This is a genomic window from Massilibacteroides vaginae (assembly GCF_900178525.1).
GTDB lineage: Bacteria > Bacteroidota > Bacteroidia > Bacteroidales > Tannerellaceae > Massilibacteroides > Massilibacteroides vaginae.
In genome coordinates this window covers 752,159-770,270 of record NZ_FXDJ01000009.1, presented here as the reverse complement: position 1 = coordinate 770,270, position 18,112 = coordinate 752,159, and the positions used below count along the sequence as shown (strand labels likewise).

The window sequence follows — 18,112 nt, the reverse complement described above, 5'->3', positions numbered from 1 at the left end:
TAATATATTAGAATAGTATGCCCTTCTGAAAATGCTTTGCAAAAGTACGGGATGTTTTCCAAATATGCAATATCTTTGCGCAAAAAGTTTCGACATGAACATGATAGGATTGGGCAATGCATTAGTGGATGTATTACTTCAATTGAAAGATGAAGAAATTCTTACCCGCATTGGAGTAAAGAAAGGTGCAATGGATATGATTAGCGAAGAACAAATGATCGCTATCCAGTCTTCTAACTTGGATTTGGAAAGAACGCTGACACCCGGCGGATCAGTTTGTAACACGATGAGAACGCTGGCGTCGCTCGGCGTGAACTCCGGCTATATCGGTAAAATAGGGCAGGATAACAATGCAGCCTATTATGAAAAGGCACTGAAAGCAGTTGGAGTAACACCTTACTTTATACGAACAGATGGTGTGTCCGGTTGTTGTACGGTTTTGATTTCTCCGGATGGTGAGCGCACCATGTGCACGTTTCTTGGTCCTGCTCCGACCATCACCTCTTCTGAAATCAGCGAAGAGATACTCTCGGGCTACGATTGCATTTATATAGAAGGCTATCTTCTCGTTAACGAAGAGTTGGTGAAGTCCACCATGCAGAAAGCTAAAAAGTTGGGCTTAAAGGTAGCACTCGACCTCTCGAACTTTAATATTGTTAATGGCTTCAGAAAACTGCTGGAAGATATTATTCCGAAATACGTTGATATACTCTTCAGCAACGAAAGCGAAGCGGAAGCGTTTACCGGATTAAAGGCAGATGATGCTGTGCGAAAACTATCGACTATGGTTGATATATCACTTGTTACGATCGGGCGCCACGGAGCCTTTGTTGCAAGTAAAGGAAACATTGTGCATGTTTCGGCCGAAGGTGGCTTGCCTAAAGACACAACAGGCGCCGGAGATAATTTTGCAGCCGGATTCTTGTATGGGCAGGCTATTGGGGCTACTTTGGAGCAATCAGCACGGATCGGTTCTATGTTGGCCGGTTATGTGATAGATGTGATTGGACCGCAAATTCCCGAGGAGAGTTGGGAACAAATAAAGTTAAAAGTAAAAGACATATTGAATTAATAGTCGGATAATTATATACATTTACGTTCATAATTTCATATAAAAAATTAGTTGATGATGCGAGAAAAGATATATAGTTCGTTGATTTGCTTCCTGTTTTCAATTATTCTTCCTGTTACTGTTTCTGCACAGAAAGACAATCGTTTCGAAGTAAGTAAGAATCTGGATATATTCAACGCTTTAGTTAAAGAAGTTGAAATGTTCTACGTGGATTCTGTAGAAGTTGAGAAAATGGTGCGTAAGGGGATAGACGGGATGCTGAGTGATCTGGATCCTTATACAGAATATATTCCGGAGCAGGATATGGGCGATTTAAAGTATATGACCACCGGCGAATACGGAGGTATTGGTGCTTATATCCGCCAGCGCGAGGATGCCGTTATTATTGCTGAACCTTTCGAAGGAATGCCGGCCGAATTAGCCGGACTTAAGGCAGGAGATCAGATTTTGACTATAGACACAACTGAGGTGTCTTCTTTTACAAGCGACAAGGTAAGCGCCTTACTTAAAGGTGTTCCGAATACTAAAATACGGTTAACTATTCAACGGCCGGGAGAAAAGAAAACACGCAAAGTAGAATTGATCAGAAAACAAATTTTGGTAGATCAGGTAACTTATTATGGTGTACGTGGAGATGGTGTTGGCTATATTAACCTGAAGGGATTTACGGATAAAAGCGCGCAGGAAGTCAGAAACGCGTTTGACGACCTCAGAAAAAATCAAGGAATCAAATCGCTTGTTCTTGACTTGAGAAACAATGGTGGAGGATTGCTCGAAAGTGCTGTTCAGATCGTTAATATGTTCGTGCCTAAAGGCAAGGAGGTAGTTGCCACCAGAGGAAAGGTTAAGCAATGGGATCGTACATATCGTACTTCACTTGAACCGATAGATACCGTTATGCCTATTGCCGTATTAATCAATGGAGCCTCTGCTTCGGCAGCCGAAATTGTTTCGGGAGCGTTGCAGGATATGGATAGAGCGGTGTTGGTAGGACAACGTTCGTTTGGTAAAGGTTTAGTGCAATCTCCTCGCGAATTACCCTTTAATGGCAGTCTGAAAGTAACCATGAGTAAATATTACATTCCGAGCGGACGCTGCATACAACAAATTGATTACTCACACAGAAAGGCGGATGGCAGTGCAGCTGCTATACCGGATAGTTTAACTTCTGTGTTTTATACCTCTAAAGGTCGTCCGGTGCGTGACGGAGGAGGAGTTCGCCCTGAGTTTGAGGTAGAAGAGCCTAAAATACCTACGTTGATGTATTATCTGGTAACAGATTATGCGCTTTTTGACTTTGTGACGGATTGGGCACAGAAACATCCGAAAATTGCTCCGGTAGATGAGTTTGCAATAACCGATGAAGATTTTGAAGCATTCAAGACGTATGCCAAAGAGAAAAACTTCACCTACGACCGTCAAAGCGAGAAAGCGCTGAAAACATTTAAAGAGATTGCCGATTTTGAAGGATATTTAGATGGCGACAGCTCAATAATTGTTGCGTTGCAAAAGCAAATTACACCGGATCTGGACCGCGATTTCGATCGTTTCAAAGATCAGATTAAGAAGCTATTGTCTACTGAAATTGTAAAACGTTATTATTACCAGAAGGGTGAGTTGATCGAAAGCCTGAAGGATGACGAGGTGTTGGATAAAGCGATCGAAGTATTGTCTGCTCCAGAACTATATCAGGAAACCCTCAGCAAAACAAGTGAAGAAAAGGAAGTAGCCGCTATAGGGAATCACTTATTACCCGGGTTCTCGGCATGGCGTTCTATTCCAATCGGAATCGTTTGCTAAGGCTTCTCAAAACGGATATGAAGAACAACCAGTTCTGAAACCGTTCCCACACGGTAAGGAGGTCCTGCTATTCCTATACCCGAAGACACATAAAAGTGCGAATCCCCTTTTTTATGATAACCGTATGCTTTTTCGTATACGGCTTTTAGCAATAAAGGATAAGGCCATAGTTGTCCGTTATGGGTATGCCCGTGCAATCCGAGATCTACTTTATTCATCGCTGTTTCCGCAAAAGCCCAGGGCTGATGATCCAGAACAATACTTGGTTTTGTCTGGTCAAGATCTTTTATCAATGAGCGCAACGTCTTCCTTTCCTTATTAATATAATCATCCCTTCCGATAAGATAGAAGGTAGAGTCCGGCATAGCGACAGAATCTATCAGTAGTGTTGCGCCGGTTTTCTTCAGCCATTTGTATTTGGCATGACGATTAGCCCGATATTCATGATTGCCATATACAACATAAGTCCCCAACGGAGCCTGTAACTGTTGCAAATCTTCTTCGGTATGCATTTTTTCGGCAAACCGTGACTCATAATCCATAATATCTCCGACAAGCACCACCATGTCCGGTTTTTGTTCATTACTAAGAGCTACGTAGCGTTGCACCAGCTTCTTCCCGATCACTTCTCCAATATGTAAGTCGCTCATCATAACCACTCGCAGGCTGTCTCTTCTGGGAACCTCTTTGGGAATTGTTATATGTACATGCTTTACGATGGGATAAGCCACACGCCTGTATCCTTCTATCATGAGCAGGCAGACGGAGAAAGGGATAAGAAAAAACAAGCCTAATTTTATTTTCCCCATATTCTCAACAACCCGTTTAGGAAACCATTTCCAGAATCGTTGCGAAAGTCGGATCAACTCAAGGCATAATAAAGCGATCGTGATGTAAAGAGAAGCAACATACCAGGAGTTACAGATATACATAATGGAAGTGAACACCTCGTCGGGCAGATCCTTATGAAAAAAATAGCCGGTGAAAAATAAGAACAGTTCAATAATGAAGAATAGGGCATAGGGGATTCTCCAACTTTTCTTAGCTGGTAGCGCCTGATATCCTCTGGTAAATAAATAAGGATTAAGCAGCAGCTGGGCAACTATTGATTGAAGAAAGACTTTCATTTTCTATTTGAAGTTTAGATTAAACACAACCAATTCACTATCTGTGCCGATACGAAAAGGCGGCCCCCACAATGACAATCCCGAAGATACATAGAAATGCGTACCTTCTCTGTTATCGTAGCCATAACTAATATCAAATAAACGATCAGTCAACAAGCTGACCGGCCAAATTTGTCCGCGGTGTGTATGTCCGCTGAACTGGAGATCAACACCGGCCTTTATTGTCTTATCCAGGTCATAAGGCTGATGATCGAGCAGCAAGACGGGTTTTGAGTGATCAACTTGCTCAGCCAGATCACGCAAAGGCTTTCTGCGGTGATTATGCCTGTCGTCTCTCCCGATTAATTGCACACCATTGGGCAGACTCACAACCGAATCACGCAACACTTGAATGGAGGTGGTTTTTAGAAAAGCCAGACTTTCATCTATATCCGAAATATATTCATGATTACCCGGCACCATGAAAACACCTAACGGTGCACTCAACTTGTTTAGCTCCTCTTCCATGTGTTCTTCCTTTAAGGGGAGAACCGAATTGTCGATCAAGTCACCGCTGATCAGGATCAGATCAGGCTTCTGTTCGTTTATTTTATCTATATACTTGCTCAGCGTTGCTTTTCCCGTACCAAACCCCAGATGAATATCACTTACCGCAACTACTCTTAGTGTCGAAACTTCCGCCTGTTTGTTTATAACCAGATCGTATTCCTGTAATTTCGGATTTTTATAGTTGTAATAGCCATAGCTCAACAGGCATAGTGTAAATGCAAAAGCCAGATGAAACCCATAAGCGAACGGACGGTAAAACAATCGGATCAAATCAAAGGAGATAAGAAACAGAACCATATAAAGCGTAAATACCAACCAGGCACTTCCTACTTCGTGTGTGAAAGACAGAAATTTCATGGATAAATTGACTCTTCTTACTAAAAAGGTGAAAATAAGCGAGAGCGCACCACTCCAGAATAACAAACTCAACAACACTTTAACTCCCGTAGGGTAGTTAGTCAGGGCTTGCCCTCCTCTGAAATAGATATAGAAATTACCGATTAGATACAAACCGATGATAAGGAAAAAAATAATTGGCATATGGGCTATTTTAAATAATCGGACAAAGATACATATTCGTATCCTATGCTATAGTACTCGTTTTTACAATTAATGTAAACTCGTTCTGACTAAGAACAAATTTTCAGGACGTAAAGTTAATTTCTTTTGCAAGAATAAGTTCGAAATAAAAAAGATTGCTCGTTTGCCCGAACTAAGGCAGACGATTATTGTGTAGAAATGCCCTATTTTATGTTCAGGTGAAATTACGTATCTTTACCTCAATAAATAAAATCAGGAAACGACATGGCTAAAGAGAAACCCCTTATCTTAATTACCAATGATGATGGTATCGGAGCAAAAGGGATTAATGAGTTGATTGTGTGTTTAAAAGACTTAGGTGAATTAGTAGTAATGGCGCCGGACGGTCCCCGGTCGGGAATGGCAAGTGCCATCACATCTCAGGTTCCCATAACGTACCGGTTGGTGAGAAAAGAAGACGATCTGACTGTTTATAGTTGTACCGGAACCCCTGTAGACTGTGTGAAACTGGCTATCAATGAAGTGCTGGACCGCAAGCCGGACCTATTGGTTTCCGGTATTAATCATGGAACAAATGTAGCTGTTTGCGTGCATTATTCAGGAACGCTGGGTGCTGCCGCTGAGGGATGTATATTCGGTGTTTCTTCCATCGGTGTTTCACTTACCGATCTTAATCCGGATGCTGATTTTACTGAAAGCTGCCGTTTTGCACGTAAACTTTCCCGTCGCATATTGAGAACCCGTTTGCCGGAAGGTGTTTATCTGAATCTGAATGTTCCCGATATGCCTCATGTGAAGGGAATGAAAGTTTGCCGCCAGGCTAAAGGGCGTTGGACAAACGAATTTGTGCATTCTCACAATGCAAGGAACGAAACGGTGTATTGGCTTTCGGGCAATTTCGAAAACACTCGCCCAATCCAACAAGACAATGACACGTTAGCACTTGAAAACGGTTATGCCTCCGTTGTACCGTGTAAAATTGATGTAACGGATTATTCTTTTATAGAAAAACTAACGGATATAATTAAAGATTAAATCGTGAAGTACTATCTGATAGCCGGAGAGGCCTCCGGAGATCTTCACGCGTCGAACCTGATGCGTGCGCTAAAGAGTGAAGACCCGGAAGCGGATTTTCGTTTCTTCGGAGGCGACCTGATGCAGGCTATCGGAGGAACGCTGGTAAAGCATTATCGCGAAATGGCCTATATGGGCTTTATTCCGGTACTGCTTAACCTACGTACTATTTTCAGAAATATGGATATTTGCAAAAAAGATATCCAACATTATAAACCGGATGTAGTGATACTGATTGATTACCCCGGTTTTAATCTGAAAATAGCAAAATACGTCCGAACCACATTGAATATCCCCGTACATTATTATATATCTCCCAAAATCTGGGCGTGGAAACAATACCGGATCAAGTCTTTCCGCAAGTATGTAAACCGGATGTTTTGCATATTCCCCTTTGAGCCGGCTTTTTTCGCGAGCCTGAACTACAAGGTGGATTATGTAGGAAATCCTACCGTCGATTCGGTTAGCGAGTTTAAAAATGGTTACACTGAAACTTTCCCTGAGTTTTCAGCGAAATACGCATTGGAGGGAAAGCCTGTTTTGGCTTTATTGGCAGGAAGCCGGAAACAGGAAATCAAAGATAATCTGCCCACCATGCTGAAAGTTGCCGAACGTTTCCCCGAATTACAACCCGTAATAGCCGGTGCTCCCGGAATTGACCCGGAGTATTACCAAGATTTTATAAGTGAAACATCGGCTCGTGTTATTTTTGACGCTACTTACCCCTTGTTGGCACAAAGCAGTCTGGCGTTGGTTACATCCGGAACGGCAACACTCGAAACCGCCTTGTTCCGTGTTCCGCAGGTAGTGTGCTATTATACACCGGTGGGAAAGCTGGTTAGCTTTGTGTTCCGTCATTTTTTTCATACGAAATACATCTCTTTGGTAAACCTTGTGGCCGACCATGAGATTGTTCAGGAACTCTTCGGCGCGCGTTTCTCAAAAGAAGCGATCAGCAAAGAGCTTGATTTGCTGGCAAATAATGCCGAATACCGTATGCGAATGCTCAACGGATACGATCAGGTAATTGAATCTTTAGGCGATCCGGGTGCTTCTTCACGAACAGCTTCATTAATCTACACCGCCCTTAACCGTTGAAAACGGAATCTCCGCCTAACATCTTTTAACTAACTGAAATGCAGCAGTCTGTTTCACTTTATCATCTTCCTTTATGTAAAACGACAAAAAGAGGTAAAACAGATGAAAACAGTGAAGTTATTTTTAGTGATGATTGGCGTAACACTTAGTTCCACGCTTTTTTATTCATGCCTTGATGATGACGGCAAATCATTAGACAGTTTTTGGATTGATCTTGCTACTGTTGTTCCTATTAGTGATACAAGCTTTTATTTACGATTAGATGACGGAACAACACTTTGGCCCGCGGCTCCAGTTTATCTCAACTACAAACCGAAAGAAAACCAACGCGCTTTGGTTAACTTTACGATTCTGAGTGATGAGAAAGACGGGTATGATCATTGGGTAAAAATCAATCGGATAGACGACATTCTCACAAAAGATATCGCCGAAAACGAAGGAGCCAAGAATGATTCCATTTACGGCACAGACCCCATAGAGCTTAGTGCAATTTGGGCAGGTGATAATTATCTGAATGTTTATCTGAAGGCTTATTTCGGAGGTGTAAAGAAACATTTCGTCAACCTGATTCCTTCAGCTGAAGATAATTCATCATTAGTATATGAATTAAGACATAATGCCTACGACGACCCATCTCCGGGTTATTTACGTGGCGACCTGGTAGCATTCAGATTGCCCGAATTCGAAGCAGTTCCTGATTCTTTAACTCCGGACAGTACAACCATTACAGTAAAGGTAAAAACTTTTGACGGAGATAAGATATACAATATCAAATTTGCAACTAAACAAAAAGTACGTAACGCTACGTATTTTGAGGATGTGTTTCACGAAGGATTAGAATAACACCTTCCCACATAACTTTTATTTTATATCATTTAGTTTAGAAAGAGAGTCATTGTGAGAATGGCTCTCTTTTGTTATATTATATCTCAATCAAAATATCAGATCAGCGAATCTCAACGAACATCGATTTCCCTATTTTCCAATCCAATCACCCTCCCTGTCATCTCGACCACCCCTCCCCTGTCATCTCGACCGGAGTGGAGAGATCTCTGCAACTGGCATAATTAGATTGTAACCAGACGGTATGAGATCTTTCGACAAGCTCAAGATGACAATGGTTAACGGTTTGATTCCAACCACTTCTTTGTCATCTCAACCATCCATCCCTTATCATCTCGGCCATCCCTCCCTTGTCATCTCGACCGAAGTGGAGAGATCTCTGCAACTGGCATAATTAGATTGTAACCAGACGGTATGAGATCTTTCGACAAGCTCAAGATGACAATGGTTAACGGTTTGATTCCAACCACTTCTTTATCATCTCGACCATCCCCTCCCTTGTCATCTCGACCGAAGTGGAGAGATCTCTGCAAATGGCGTAATTAGATTGTAACCACTTGGTATGAGACCCTTCGACAAGCTCTGGGTGACAGTGGATGGGACAGGGTTTTAAGGGGTTTCACTCCTGCGACCCCACTTCATTTTTTGGCTTGATCCAAAAAACGAAGCAAAAAAGATCAAGACTGCACTTCCTTCGCTAAAAAACACTGCGCTCTCGCTAAACAAATCGAAACTCGCTGCGCTCAAACAACGATTTTTTTTTAACGCTCTCACTCCGTGTTTTTTTTAACGCTCATCCAGTGAGGCCGTTTTTTTTCACGGCTCGCCGCTTGGCGCGGCATCGCGCTCTTTGCCGGGTAGGAACCGCCTTTTCTTGTTGTCAAAATCTCTCCTTTTTTTCATTCAGATAGGGGTGCGTTTACCTGCTTTTTTAGGGTTTTGCAAGTTGTTGAAAATCAGCACTAAAGACACCCTGAAAAACATAACCTTTATTTTCCAAAAAATAACCTTTATTTTTTGAAATATAAAGGTTATCTTTTTTTTCATAAAGGATGTATTAATCCGGCTATTGTTTTTAGTGTCCATAATTGCCTGGAAAAATGGTGATTTTTTTAAGAAAATGTGACCTTTTGAACTGTTATGGAAACGTAATGGATAAGACACAAAAAAAGCACCTACATTTCTGTAAGTGCTTTTTTTGTGGTCCCACCTGGGCTTGAACCAGGGACTCCCTGATTATGAGTCAGGTGCTCTAACCAACTGAGCTATAGGACCGGTTCAGAGACTGGCTCTGAAATCGGGTGCAATATTACGACATTTTATCTTGTTATGCAAGAGTTGGCCTAAAAAAAGACTACTTTTCTGTATTCTCTTCTGCGGCAAACTCCATTAGGTAGGCCTTGATAAAACCATCGATTTCACCATCCATTACGCCATTCACATCTGAGGTCTGGTAGTTGGTGCGGTGATCTTTTACACGGCGGTCGTCAAACACGTAACTGCGTATTTGTGATCCCCATTCAATTTTCTTCTTATTATTCTCAACTTTCTGTTGTTCGGCCATTCGTTTTTGAAGGGCTATATCGTATAGCATGGAGCGTAACAAGCGCATTGCGTTTTCACGATTGCCTAATTGCGAACGACTTTCGGTGTTTTCTATCAGAATTTCACGTACTTCACCTGTGTCAGGATCTTTGTAGTTATAGCGCAAACGTACTCCGGTTTCCACTTTGTTTACGTTCTGTCCGCCTGCTCCTCCTGAACGGAAGGTATCCCAGGTATAGTCTGCCGCGTTAATTTCAATCTCGATGGTGTCGTCAATCAATGGAGTAACAAACACGGATGCAAAAGAAGTCATACGTTTACCTTGTGCATTGTAGGGTGAAACTCGCACCAAACGATGTACGCCGTTTTCGCCTTTCAGGTAACCATAGGCGTAATCACCTTCAATCTGCATGGTAACAGTCTTGATTCCGGCTTCATCACCGTCTTGAAGGTTGCTGATTGTTAGTTTGTAATTGTTTGATTCTGCCCAGCGCATATACATACGCATTAGCATGGATGACCAATCCTGACTTTCGGTACCTCCTGCTCCTGAGTTTATTTTCAGTATGCAGCCCATCTGATCAGCTTCCTGACGAAGCATATTTCTGAATTCCAGGGCTTCAACTAAAGAAAAGCACTTCGAATATGCGGTATCAAGTTCTTCTTCGGTTATAATCTCTTCCTTGATATATTCATAAGACAACTGAAGTTCTTCGGCTGCCGCATCTACGTCTTCATAAAGTTCGATCCACTTTTTTAACTCCTTTACAATTTTCATTTGTGCTTCCGCACGCTTGGAGTCTTCCCAAAAGCCGGGATCTTGTGTACGAAGTTCCTCTTCTTCTAATTGTATTTTCTTGTTATCGATGTCAAAGGTACCCCCTCAGCGCTTCCTTGCGCTCCAACACAGAATGTAGTTGGTCTGCTGTAATCATATTTGTTTCATTTTGATTTGTGGGCACAAAGATAGTGAAATCCTTTTACTCCTCATACATAGTATCTATCTGAGTGGCATACTTTTCCTTGATTACGTTTCTGCGAAGCTTCAATGTATCGGTTAGTTCTCTTCCTTCCATGGTAAAAGGTTGAGTCAGTAACGTAAATCGCTTGATTCGTTCGTAAGAAGCTAAGTTGCGCTGGTACTCTTCAATACGGGATTCGATCATCCGGTGAATCTCTGTATTTTTTACCAATTCCTCCCGGCTGTTGTACGCAATTCCTTTCCGCTCAGCGTATTCTTCCAACAAAGGATAAACGGGCACAATAAGTGCACTAACGAACTTTCGCTCATCTCCGATTACCGCAATCTGTTCGATGTATTTGTCGCTGCTGATAAGTCCTTCAATTGCTTGTGGGGCAATGTATTTTCCGTTCGAAGTTTTATAAAGATCTTTGATTCGTTCGGTGAAATAGAGCACGTTGTCTTTCATGTATCCGGCATCACCGGTACGCAGAAAACCATCTTCTGTGAATAGTTTTTTGTTTTCTTCCGGGCGCTTATAGTATCCGGGCGTTATTGTTTTTCCTTTAATCAGGATTTCATTATTTGTTTCATCGATTTTCACTTCTAATTCAGGCATAATTTCGCCAATGGATCCGATAATGAAACCTGTCGGGTTGTAGCAGCAAACGGTTGCTGTTGTTTCGCTTAATCCATATCCGTAAATGATCGGAATGTTAACCGACTGAAGGAACTCATTCACTTTGTCTGCCAGAGGAGCACCGGCCACCGGGAATATACGTCCGCGATCTATACCGAGCACTTTTTTAAGTAGCATGAAAGCTGTGTTATTATAAAAAGCAAAACTAATCCGTAATCCTAACGGAGGAGTGATTCCTTTATTTTTATATTCCAGGTTATGGATTCGTCCTATCTTAATGGCGTGAAAAAAGAATTTGCGCATAAGCGGGGAGAAGCTGTTTATTTTTTCGTGTACACCAACGTATACTTTCTCCCAGAAGCGGGGCACATTACACATCATGGTAGGATGAATCTCCGGCAATGTTTTCTGGATCATCTTGGGGTCCTTATTGATCGCTACTCTTGAGCCGCGAACAATACAGTAATAAACCCATGCTTTCTCGAAGATATGTGTTAGGGGTAAAAAACACATAGAGAGATCCTTGTCGGTAACATACGGCAAACGCATCGTATGAATTCGCATGGCTTGCAGGTATTGCTCATGATATAGGAGTACGCCTTTTGAATCGCCGGTAGTGCCCGAAGTGTAGATGATTGTTGCCAGGTCTTCCGCATTGGCTTCGTTCATTCTTACCCGGACGGTTGATTCCGCATGCGTATTGTCTCCCAATCGCAGAAAATCTTTAAAATAGATGGAGGTCGTATCCTCAGGATTCAGCTTTACCTCCGGATCAAATATAATAAGACGCTTCAAGCAGTCTGATTCCTTTTGCACTTTAAACGCATTGTTGTATTGCAGTTGCTCACCAACAAAAAGGGTCTGTATCTGTGCATCATGAACAATAAATGAGATCTGAGCCGGAGAGTTTGTGGCATAAAGCGGAATTGATACTGCTCGATTGGCATAAGCCGCGAAGTCGGCGTATAAACACTGGGGCATGTTTTGCGAGCAAACGCCTATGTTCTCCTGCACCTCTACTCCAAACTCGGCCATAGCCTTAGCTGTGAGTAATACGGTTTCAGCAAATTCCTGCCAGGAAATCTTGAGCCATTTTCCATTCTTGTCATCACGATATTTCAACGCGGTACGAGAACCGTATTTTTCAGCCTGTCTATGAACTAATTCAGCGAGATGGTAAATCATAATTCTAAAAATTTAATTTCTATCACAAAAATAGGTTATATGTACTTAATATGCTTCTAATTACTATTTTATTTTACACAGATCACTCGTTTATGTGCAGAAACGACTGCTGTGTAGTTAAAATAACTGAAAATATAGTAGTATGTATTGCATAGTACGTAGGTTATACATATTTTTGTATTGTAAATATAAAAAGATGAATGCGGAGAATGTTAAATCACAAATGAGAAAGGGTACTTTAGAGTATTGTATCCTTTTGCTATTGAAAAAAGAGCCGGCTTATACTTCTGATATTATTCAGAAGCTGCAAGAGGCTAAGCTTATCGTGGTTGAAGGCACATTATATCCTCTTCTAACCCGATTGAAAAATAGCGAATTGTTGAGCTACCAGTGGATTGAATCCACGCAGGGACCGCCCAGGAAATACTACCAATTAACTGATAAGGGGGAAAAGTTTCTAGGGGAACTGGAATTTTCGTGGCAGGAATTAAATGATACAATCAATCACATCAGAAACAATTAAACAGATGAAAAAAACACTTACGGTTAATTTGGGAGGCGTAGTTTTCCACATTGATGAAGATGCATATCAGCTATTAGATAAATATTTATCCAACCTGCGTATCCACTTCAAACAGGAAGAGGGTTCGGACGAGATTATGAATGATTTTGAGATGCGTATTTCCGAATTGTTTGGAGAGCGGATCAGATTAGGTTACGAAGTAATCACGTTGGAAGAGGTTGAGAAAGTAATAAAAAGAATGGGTAAGCCCGAAGAGCTTTTCGAAGCTGATGAGGCAGCAACTGAGCAGAAAAGCAATGATACCCAAGCAGGCGGACAAAAAGACCGGCAGACTGTACATCGTAAGCTGTTCAGAAATCCGGATGATCGGATGATGGGTGGTGTTGCCGGTGGTTTGGCTGCTTTCCTTGGTTGGGATACCAGTCTGGTACGTATCGCGCTAATCTTGTTGGTATTTCTAACGCAAGGAGTCATTGTTCCTGTATATATCCTTCTTTGGATTATCATTCCGGAAGCCAGAACGGCCACCGAAAAGCTACAGATGCAAGGACAAAGTGTAACGGTTGAGAATATAGGCAAATCAGTTACCGATGGTTTTGAAAAAGTATCGGATAACGTGAACGACTACATGAACTCGGAAAAGCCCAGAACGTTTTTCAAAAAGATGCTTGATCTTTTTGTCTCAATAGTAGGAATTATACTGAAAATTGCTTTGGTGCTTATTGCTATCATTCTATTCCCGCCATTGCTTATAGCACTCTTTGTGTTGGTTATCGTTGCGATAGCACTTGTTTTTGGAGGAGGTTTCGGCATTCTTTACTCAATATTGCCTAATGTGCATTGGGGAACATTTGATGTATATCCGGAAAGTTTGTTGTTGGTAGCCAGTCTTTGCACGATCTTCATGATTGCTATTCCGATAGTAGTGATCGTTTATACGATACTCGGTCAAATTTTCAAATTCAAGCCGGTTGCAAACAGTGTAAAATGGACTTTCCTCATTCTTTGGATCATTGCATTGGTGACTAATATAATTCTGGCTGTCAGATTTGGCTTGCCTTTTTGGGGAGACTGGTATAATATCCCGACTAATTTTAGAATCGCGCTATGATAATAGCTGTTCATTATAATGTTGTGTAATTTTAGATTAATAAAAAAGGCCGCTCTATCTCAGAGGGGCCTTTTTTCAAGGTTAACAAATTTTATGAGTAAAAACCACTAATGAATCAATTTATTTCGTCAAATATTTGCTTAAATAGTAAATATTATCCGCAAATACGGCTGCAAATATAGACAAAAACTTATCTATTAAAAAGTTTACTTCGTTATTTATATTCCAATCTGATCGCTTCAGCGGTATGAGTCAGCTCATCTGCATTGACTTTTAGCTTTTCTTTGCCAAAGTAAATATCCGATTCTTTTTGAATCGGTACAAGATGAATATGTGCATGCGGAACTTCCAGTCCGATAACCGTCAGTCCTACCCGCTTGCAGGGTATTGCTTTTTGCTGGGCAATGGCAACTTTTTTAGCAAAAGCCATCATCCGGCCTAACAGGCCTTCGTCGAGATCAAAAATATAATCAGTTTCTTGTTTAGGCACAACTAACGTGTGTCCTGTAGCAATTGGATTTATATCCAAAAAGGCAAAAAACTCTTCGTTTTCCGCTATTTTATGGCAGGGTATTTCGCCATTGATAATCCTGCTGAAAATCGTTGCCATGTTTTTCTGTATTAAATAGAAATATCCATAATTTCAAAACTCATCACACCGGAAGGTACTGATATTTCAACGATCTCGCCTTTCTTCTTGCCCAACAATCCTTGCGCAATCGGAGTGCTGATCGCAATTTTTCCTTCTTTCAGGTTTGCTTCCGAATCAGATACAAGGGTGTAGGTCATTACCGCATTGTTTTTAACGTTCTTGATCTTCACCTTGTTCAATATTTGGATCTCATCCGTTGTAACGCGAGACTCATCTATCAGGCGAGCATTAGCTATCAGGCTTTTAAGTTGAGCTATTTTTGCTTCGAGCAAGCCTTGTGCTTCTTTAGCCGCATCGTATTCTGCGTTTTCAGATAAATCTCCTTTGTCACGAGCTTCAGCTATCTGTGCTGATATTTCAGGGCGTTTTACCGTTTCCATATAAGTTACTTCAGCTATCAGTTTGTTGTAGCCATCTTCTGTCATATAAGTAACTGCCATATAAAAATCTCCTATCTGTTTGTTAAATTATTTACAATAAAAAAAGAATCCCGACCAAATCCAATGATCGGAACTCTTCTTATTTTTTCACATAATGCAAATATACGAATAAGTTCATTGGTTACCAAAAGACTCCCAATGCTTTACAACACAAAACGCTCTGTTTTATCCGTTTATTACAACACGGACTTCAAATCGGCGTCCAATGTTTTGATGTCTTCTACGCGTTTTACAAGATTCCCTTTCTTGTCCAGAATAAATATAGCCGGTAGTTGCTTTACGTTATATAACGCGGCGGTTTGCGAGTAAACGCTTTGTGGATCACGTACGCAAGTCCAAGGTAGTTTTGTCGCTACGTTCATCCAGAAGTGCACGTCGGTATCTAAGGAAATCTGATAAATTTTAAATCCTTGAGGAGTGTATTTCTCGTAGAGTTCTCCCAGTTTCATGTTTAAAGAAGGAGACCATTCTGTTTGGTAAGCTGTGAAATTAACAAGCACCGGAGATCCGTTGGCTATCGAAGTAAGTTTTACCTGTTGTCCCTTCAGGTCAGGTAGTTCGATATCGATAAAATTAACCTCTTTCGCTTCTATCTCATCCATATTGATCGGTCTTTGACCGCGGATTATTTTGATTGATTGTAAGGCCAGATTGTGTAAATGTTTGCTTCTTGCACTACCCGGATAATAATGATCGTAGCTGGTAGCTACCGCACTATACGCTTTAGAGTCATTTTTGTCGTATAAATCAAAAAACAACAAACCGTCTACTTGTTGGAATAAGGCAAAGTAGGCTGCTGCAGACATTGGTGCTGTATAGATGTATTTACGTGCAACCTCTTTATACGCTTCTGCTGCTTCCAACACTTTTGAACTATAGAGTGTGTCGGCTATTTCGTTTGCTTGGTATTCTTTTCGGAGTTTGCTTATTTCAAGATTCGCGTCAAGTTGAGCCAAGGTGATATTTTTAATAGCCTTAGCATTTTCCGAACCTTCTACGGCATAAGAAGTCGCGAATGTTCCGGCATCAGCGATAAAATCAAGTACTTCAGTAGAATCTACCGAGAAGTTGATTAGCTGATTGTTGAGCCTTAATCGGTAAAATTCAGGATTTTCCGGTTTTGGATATTTAAATTTGAACTTTCCCGGCTGTGTAAGTTTAACAGAATCCAATACGGTAACTGTAGATATACCTACATTTTCCAGATATAGCATCTGTTTATCTCCACCTGATACAACCCCTTTTACCGTAAAATTGGAGGAGTCACTACAACCTGTTAAAATCAGGCACACTGAGCTTAACACGATAAACAACAACGAGGATAAGTGTTTCATTTAGTTTCTTTTTATTATGGATGCAAATATACATTTTTTACCATATATATACATAAGGCAAGTAAAGGTATTTGTTTCATAAGTCAATGAAAGAGATAAATGGTTGTCAAAAAAGGGAAAGCAGTACTTGTTCTATCGCTTTTACTACCCGGCGACCTTCTCCGGGATAGCTGTTAACCATCAAAGCTACGGCAAACGTATGATCGTCTTTCGTTATGTAGCCGGCATAGGTCTTGACTCCTGTCATACTTCCACTTTTCAATCGGGCAACATTTTGCAGACGACTGCCTTTCATGAAATTACGAACCGAACCTTCCACTCCGGCACGGGGAATGCTATTTATATAGGCTTTCCCGACGCGTGATTCATTTTTCATATACACTAACAGATCGCAAATAAAGGCGGTGGTCAATTTATCAGTTGCTGCCAGTCCGCTGCCGTCATAAAGTTGCAATACGGAAGTTTTTAAGCCTTTCTTTTCCCAAAATTGAAGCAGCACTTTTATTCCGCGATCAAATGAAGATATGCTTTCGTGCTTCGAGGCGGAATACGTCAGTCCCAGGGTTTTCAACAAGGCATCTGCATACAGGTTATGGCTTACTTCATTGGTTACTGCTGCAATTTCAGCTAAAGTAGGTGAGTGGGTGACGTGAATCTTGGTTCGGGCTTTTGTGGGAATATCGCCATTTTCTTCAAGAATACGAAAACAGGAAGGCGAGCCTGTTATTTCAAATCCGGCTTTAAAGAGTCCGGAAGTGACATATTCTGCTAAGAATAGTGCCGGGTCGGGAATGTCGCCCCGTAAAATATAACTCTCTTTCCCTGATGGAACGATACCGTATAAAAACCGCTCATTCATCAGCGGCATTCCCATAATGTAAGAACTGTCAGAGCTTACATTCAAAGAGGTCAGGTAATTCCTGAATCGTAATCCTTTCACTGCCGGCAGCGTGTGCTTTATCGTTGGCTTTCCTCCGGAAATGCCCGTGCGAAGCACTAATTTGTATTGGTTGTCAAACACAGATATGCCGTAGCTGCCCATTCCATAATAACTCCCCATATCTTCATACACCCATTTTCGGGAAACACCTTCGTTGTCAAAAATTCGTTCATCAGAAATTACGCTTCCGTTGATTGTGTGAATACCCGCTTTAGTCAATGCGTCAACCCATTGAGGTAAAAAGGTGTTATTGTCCGGATGATAAGCATTCCTGTCTTCCGCGAAGAACGACGAGCCGAGCGTGGGATCTCCTCCTCCTCGAATATACAAGTTTCCGTGTAAAACCCCGTTTCTTATTTCGCCATCATGCTCCAACACTGTTTCAAAACGAAAATCTTCACCTAATACCTCCAATGCGGTTGCGGTTGTTATTAGTTTCATCACAGAAGCGGGAGTCAGGCTTCTTTCAGCATCATGGTTATATACAACCGCTCCACTTTCAACATCTTTTACTAATAATGAAAAAGAAGCACCTTCCAATTCCGGCAAAGCCAGAAAACGTTTCACAGGCTGGGGCGATTGACCTCGCAACGGTGCGGTAAAACAGATACTGATTGTCAGCGAGAATAAAATGATGTATATCTTGTCCATATAGGTATCTTTCTTCTATCTTTGTAT

General features: G+C 41.4%; 15 protein-coding genes and 1 tRNA gene. 7 read left to right on the top strand and 9 right to left on the bottom strand.

Features of this window, described 5'->3' with window-relative positions; translation table 11 throughout:
• Positions 1 to 94: 94 nt before the first annotated feature.
• The gene (locus B9Y81_RS11650) at positions 95 to 1,072 is read left to right on the top strand and encodes an adenosine kinase (RefSeq protein WP_085537092.1); all 978 of its coding nucleotides are present in this window, start codon (positions 95 to 97) and stop codon (positions 1,070 to 1,072) included.
• Positions 1,073 to 1,126: 54 nt separating this feature from the next.
• On the top strand, positions 1,127 to 2,872 hold the full coding sequence (locus B9Y81_RS11645; RefSeq protein ID WP_394335441.1) for a S41 family peptidase: 1,746 nt from the start codon (positions 1,127 to 1,129) through the stop codon (positions 2,870 to 2,872).
• Here B9Y81_RS11645 and B9Y81_RS11640 read toward each other — a convergent pair.
• Together B9Y81_RS11640 and B9Y81_RS11635 are read right to left on the bottom strand one after the other, a co-directional pair.
• Positions 2,869 to 3,999 (bottom strand): metallophosphoesterase, encoded by a 1,131-nt coding sequence (locus B9Y81_RS11640; RefSeq protein ID WP_085537091.1) that lies wholly within the window; start codon positions 3,997 to 3,999, stop codon positions 2,869 to 2,871. The two genes, B9Y81_RS11645 and B9Y81_RS11640, sit on opposite strands and share 4 nt — an antisense overlap.
• A gap of 3 nt (positions 4,000 to 4,002) precedes the next feature.
• Complete coding sequence (locus tag B9Y81_RS11635; RefSeq protein WP_085537090.1) at positions 4,003 to 5,088, bottom strand: metallophosphoesterase; 1,086 nt, start codon at positions 5,086 to 5,088, stop codon at positions 4,003 to 4,005.
• 264 nt (positions 5,089 to 5,352) lie between these two features.
• Here B9Y81_RS11635 and surE point away from each other — a divergent pair, with 264 nt between their 5' ends.
• The 3 genes from surE to B9Y81_RS11620 all read left to right on the top strand — a co-directional run bounded on the left by surE (position 5,353) and on the right by B9Y81_RS11620 (position 8,103).
• Positions 5,353 to 6,123, top strand: a complete 771-nt coding sequence (surE, locus tag B9Y81_RS11630) for a 5'/3'-nucleotidase SurE (RefSeq protein ID WP_085537089.1) — start codon at positions 5,353 to 5,355, stop codon at positions 6,121 to 6,123.
• A 3-nt stretch (positions 6,124 to 6,126) separates the two neighbouring features.
• The gene (gene lpxB, locus B9Y81_RS11625) at positions 6,127 to 7,260 is read left to right on the top strand and encodes a lipid-A-disaccharide synthase (protein ID WP_085537088.1); all 1,134 of its coding nucleotides are present in this window, start codon (positions 6,127 to 6,129) and stop codon (positions 7,258 to 7,260) included.
• 102 nt (positions 7,261 to 7,362) lie between these two features.
• Positions 7,363 to 8,103 carry a NigD1/NigD2 family lipoprotein gene (locus B9Y81_RS11620; RefSeq protein WP_085537087.1) on the top strand — a complete coding sequence of 247 codons (741 nt, stop codon included), beginning with the start codon at positions 7,363 to 7,365 and terminating at the stop codon, positions 8,101 to 8,103.
• Positions 8,104 to 9,304: 1,201 nt separating this feature from the next.
• Here B9Y81_RS11620 and B9Y81_RS11610 read toward each other — a convergent pair.
• The 3 genes from B9Y81_RS11610 to B9Y81_RS11600 form a co-directional block, all read right to left on the bottom strand.
• Positions 9,305 to 9,378, bottom strand: a tRNA-Ile gene (locus B9Y81_RS11610).
• A 79-nt stretch (positions 9,379 to 9,457) separates the two neighbouring features.
• Positions 9,458 to 10,583 (bottom strand): peptide chain release factor 2 gene (gene prfB / locus B9Y81_RS11605; RefSeq protein ID WP_139822918.1). Its coding sequence is split into 2 segments (ribosomal slippage): positions 9,458 to 10,519 and positions 10,521 to 10,583, totalling 1,125 coding nucleotides; the frame shifts between segments, so codons are not numbered across the junction.
• Between the two features lie 45 nt (positions 10,584 to 10,628).
• The gene (locus tag B9Y81_RS11600; protein WP_085537085.1) at positions 10,629 to 12,437 is read right to left on the bottom strand and encodes an AMP-dependent synthetase/ligase; all 1,809 of its coding nucleotides are present in this window, start codon (positions 12,435 to 12,437) and stop codon (positions 10,629 to 10,631) included.
• Positions 12,438 to 12,630: 193 nt separating this feature from the next.
• On the opposite strand from B9Y81_RS11600, the gene B9Y81_RS11595 reads away from it, so the two are divergent.
• Together B9Y81_RS11595 and B9Y81_RS11590 are read left to right on the top strand one after the other, a co-directional pair.
• Complete coding sequence (locus tag B9Y81_RS11595; protein WP_085537084.1) at positions 12,631 to 12,957, top strand: PadR family transcriptional regulator; 327 nt, start codon at positions 12,631 to 12,633, stop codon at positions 12,955 to 12,957.
• A 4-nt stretch (positions 12,958 to 12,961) separates the two neighbouring features.
• Positions 12,962 to 14,068 carry a PspC domain-containing protein gene (locus B9Y81_RS11590; protein ID WP_085537083.1) on the top strand — a complete coding sequence of 369 codons (1,107 nt, stop codon included), beginning with the start codon at positions 12,962 to 12,964 and terminating at the stop codon, positions 14,066 to 14,068.
• Positions 14,069 to 14,282: 214 nt separating this feature from the next.
• Here B9Y81_RS11590 and B9Y81_RS11585 read toward each other — a convergent pair whose 3' ends face one another.
• The 4 genes from B9Y81_RS11585 to dacB form a co-directional block, all read right to left on the bottom strand.
• On the bottom strand, positions 14,283 to 14,678 hold the full coding sequence (locus tag B9Y81_RS11585) for an HIT family protein (protein ID WP_085537082.1): 396 nt from the start codon (positions 14,676 to 14,678) through the stop codon (positions 14,283 to 14,285).
• An 11-nt stretch (positions 14,679 to 14,689) separates the two neighbouring features.
• Positions 14,690 to 15,160 carry a transcription elongation factor GreA gene (gene greA / locus B9Y81_RS11580; RefSeq protein ID WP_085537081.1) on the bottom strand — a complete coding sequence of 157 codons (471 nt, stop codon included), beginning with the start codon at positions 15,158 to 15,160 and terminating at the stop codon, positions 14,690 to 14,692.
• A gap of 176 nt (positions 15,161 to 15,336) precedes the next feature.
• Complete coding sequence (locus B9Y81_RS11575) at positions 15,337 to 16,494, bottom strand: TlpA disulfide reductase family protein (protein ID WP_085537080.1); 1,158 nt, start codon at positions 16,492 to 16,494, stop codon at positions 15,337 to 15,339.
• A 106-nt stretch (positions 16,495 to 16,600) separates the two neighbouring features.
• The gene (dacB, locus tag B9Y81_RS11570) at positions 16,601 to 18,085 is read right to left on the bottom strand and encodes a D-alanyl-D-alanine carboxypeptidase/D-alanyl-D-alanine endopeptidase (protein ID WP_085537079.1); all 1,485 of its coding nucleotides are present in this window, start codon (positions 18,083 to 18,085) and stop codon (positions 16,601 to 16,603) included.
• Positions 18,086 to 18,112 lie beyond the last annotated feature (27 nt).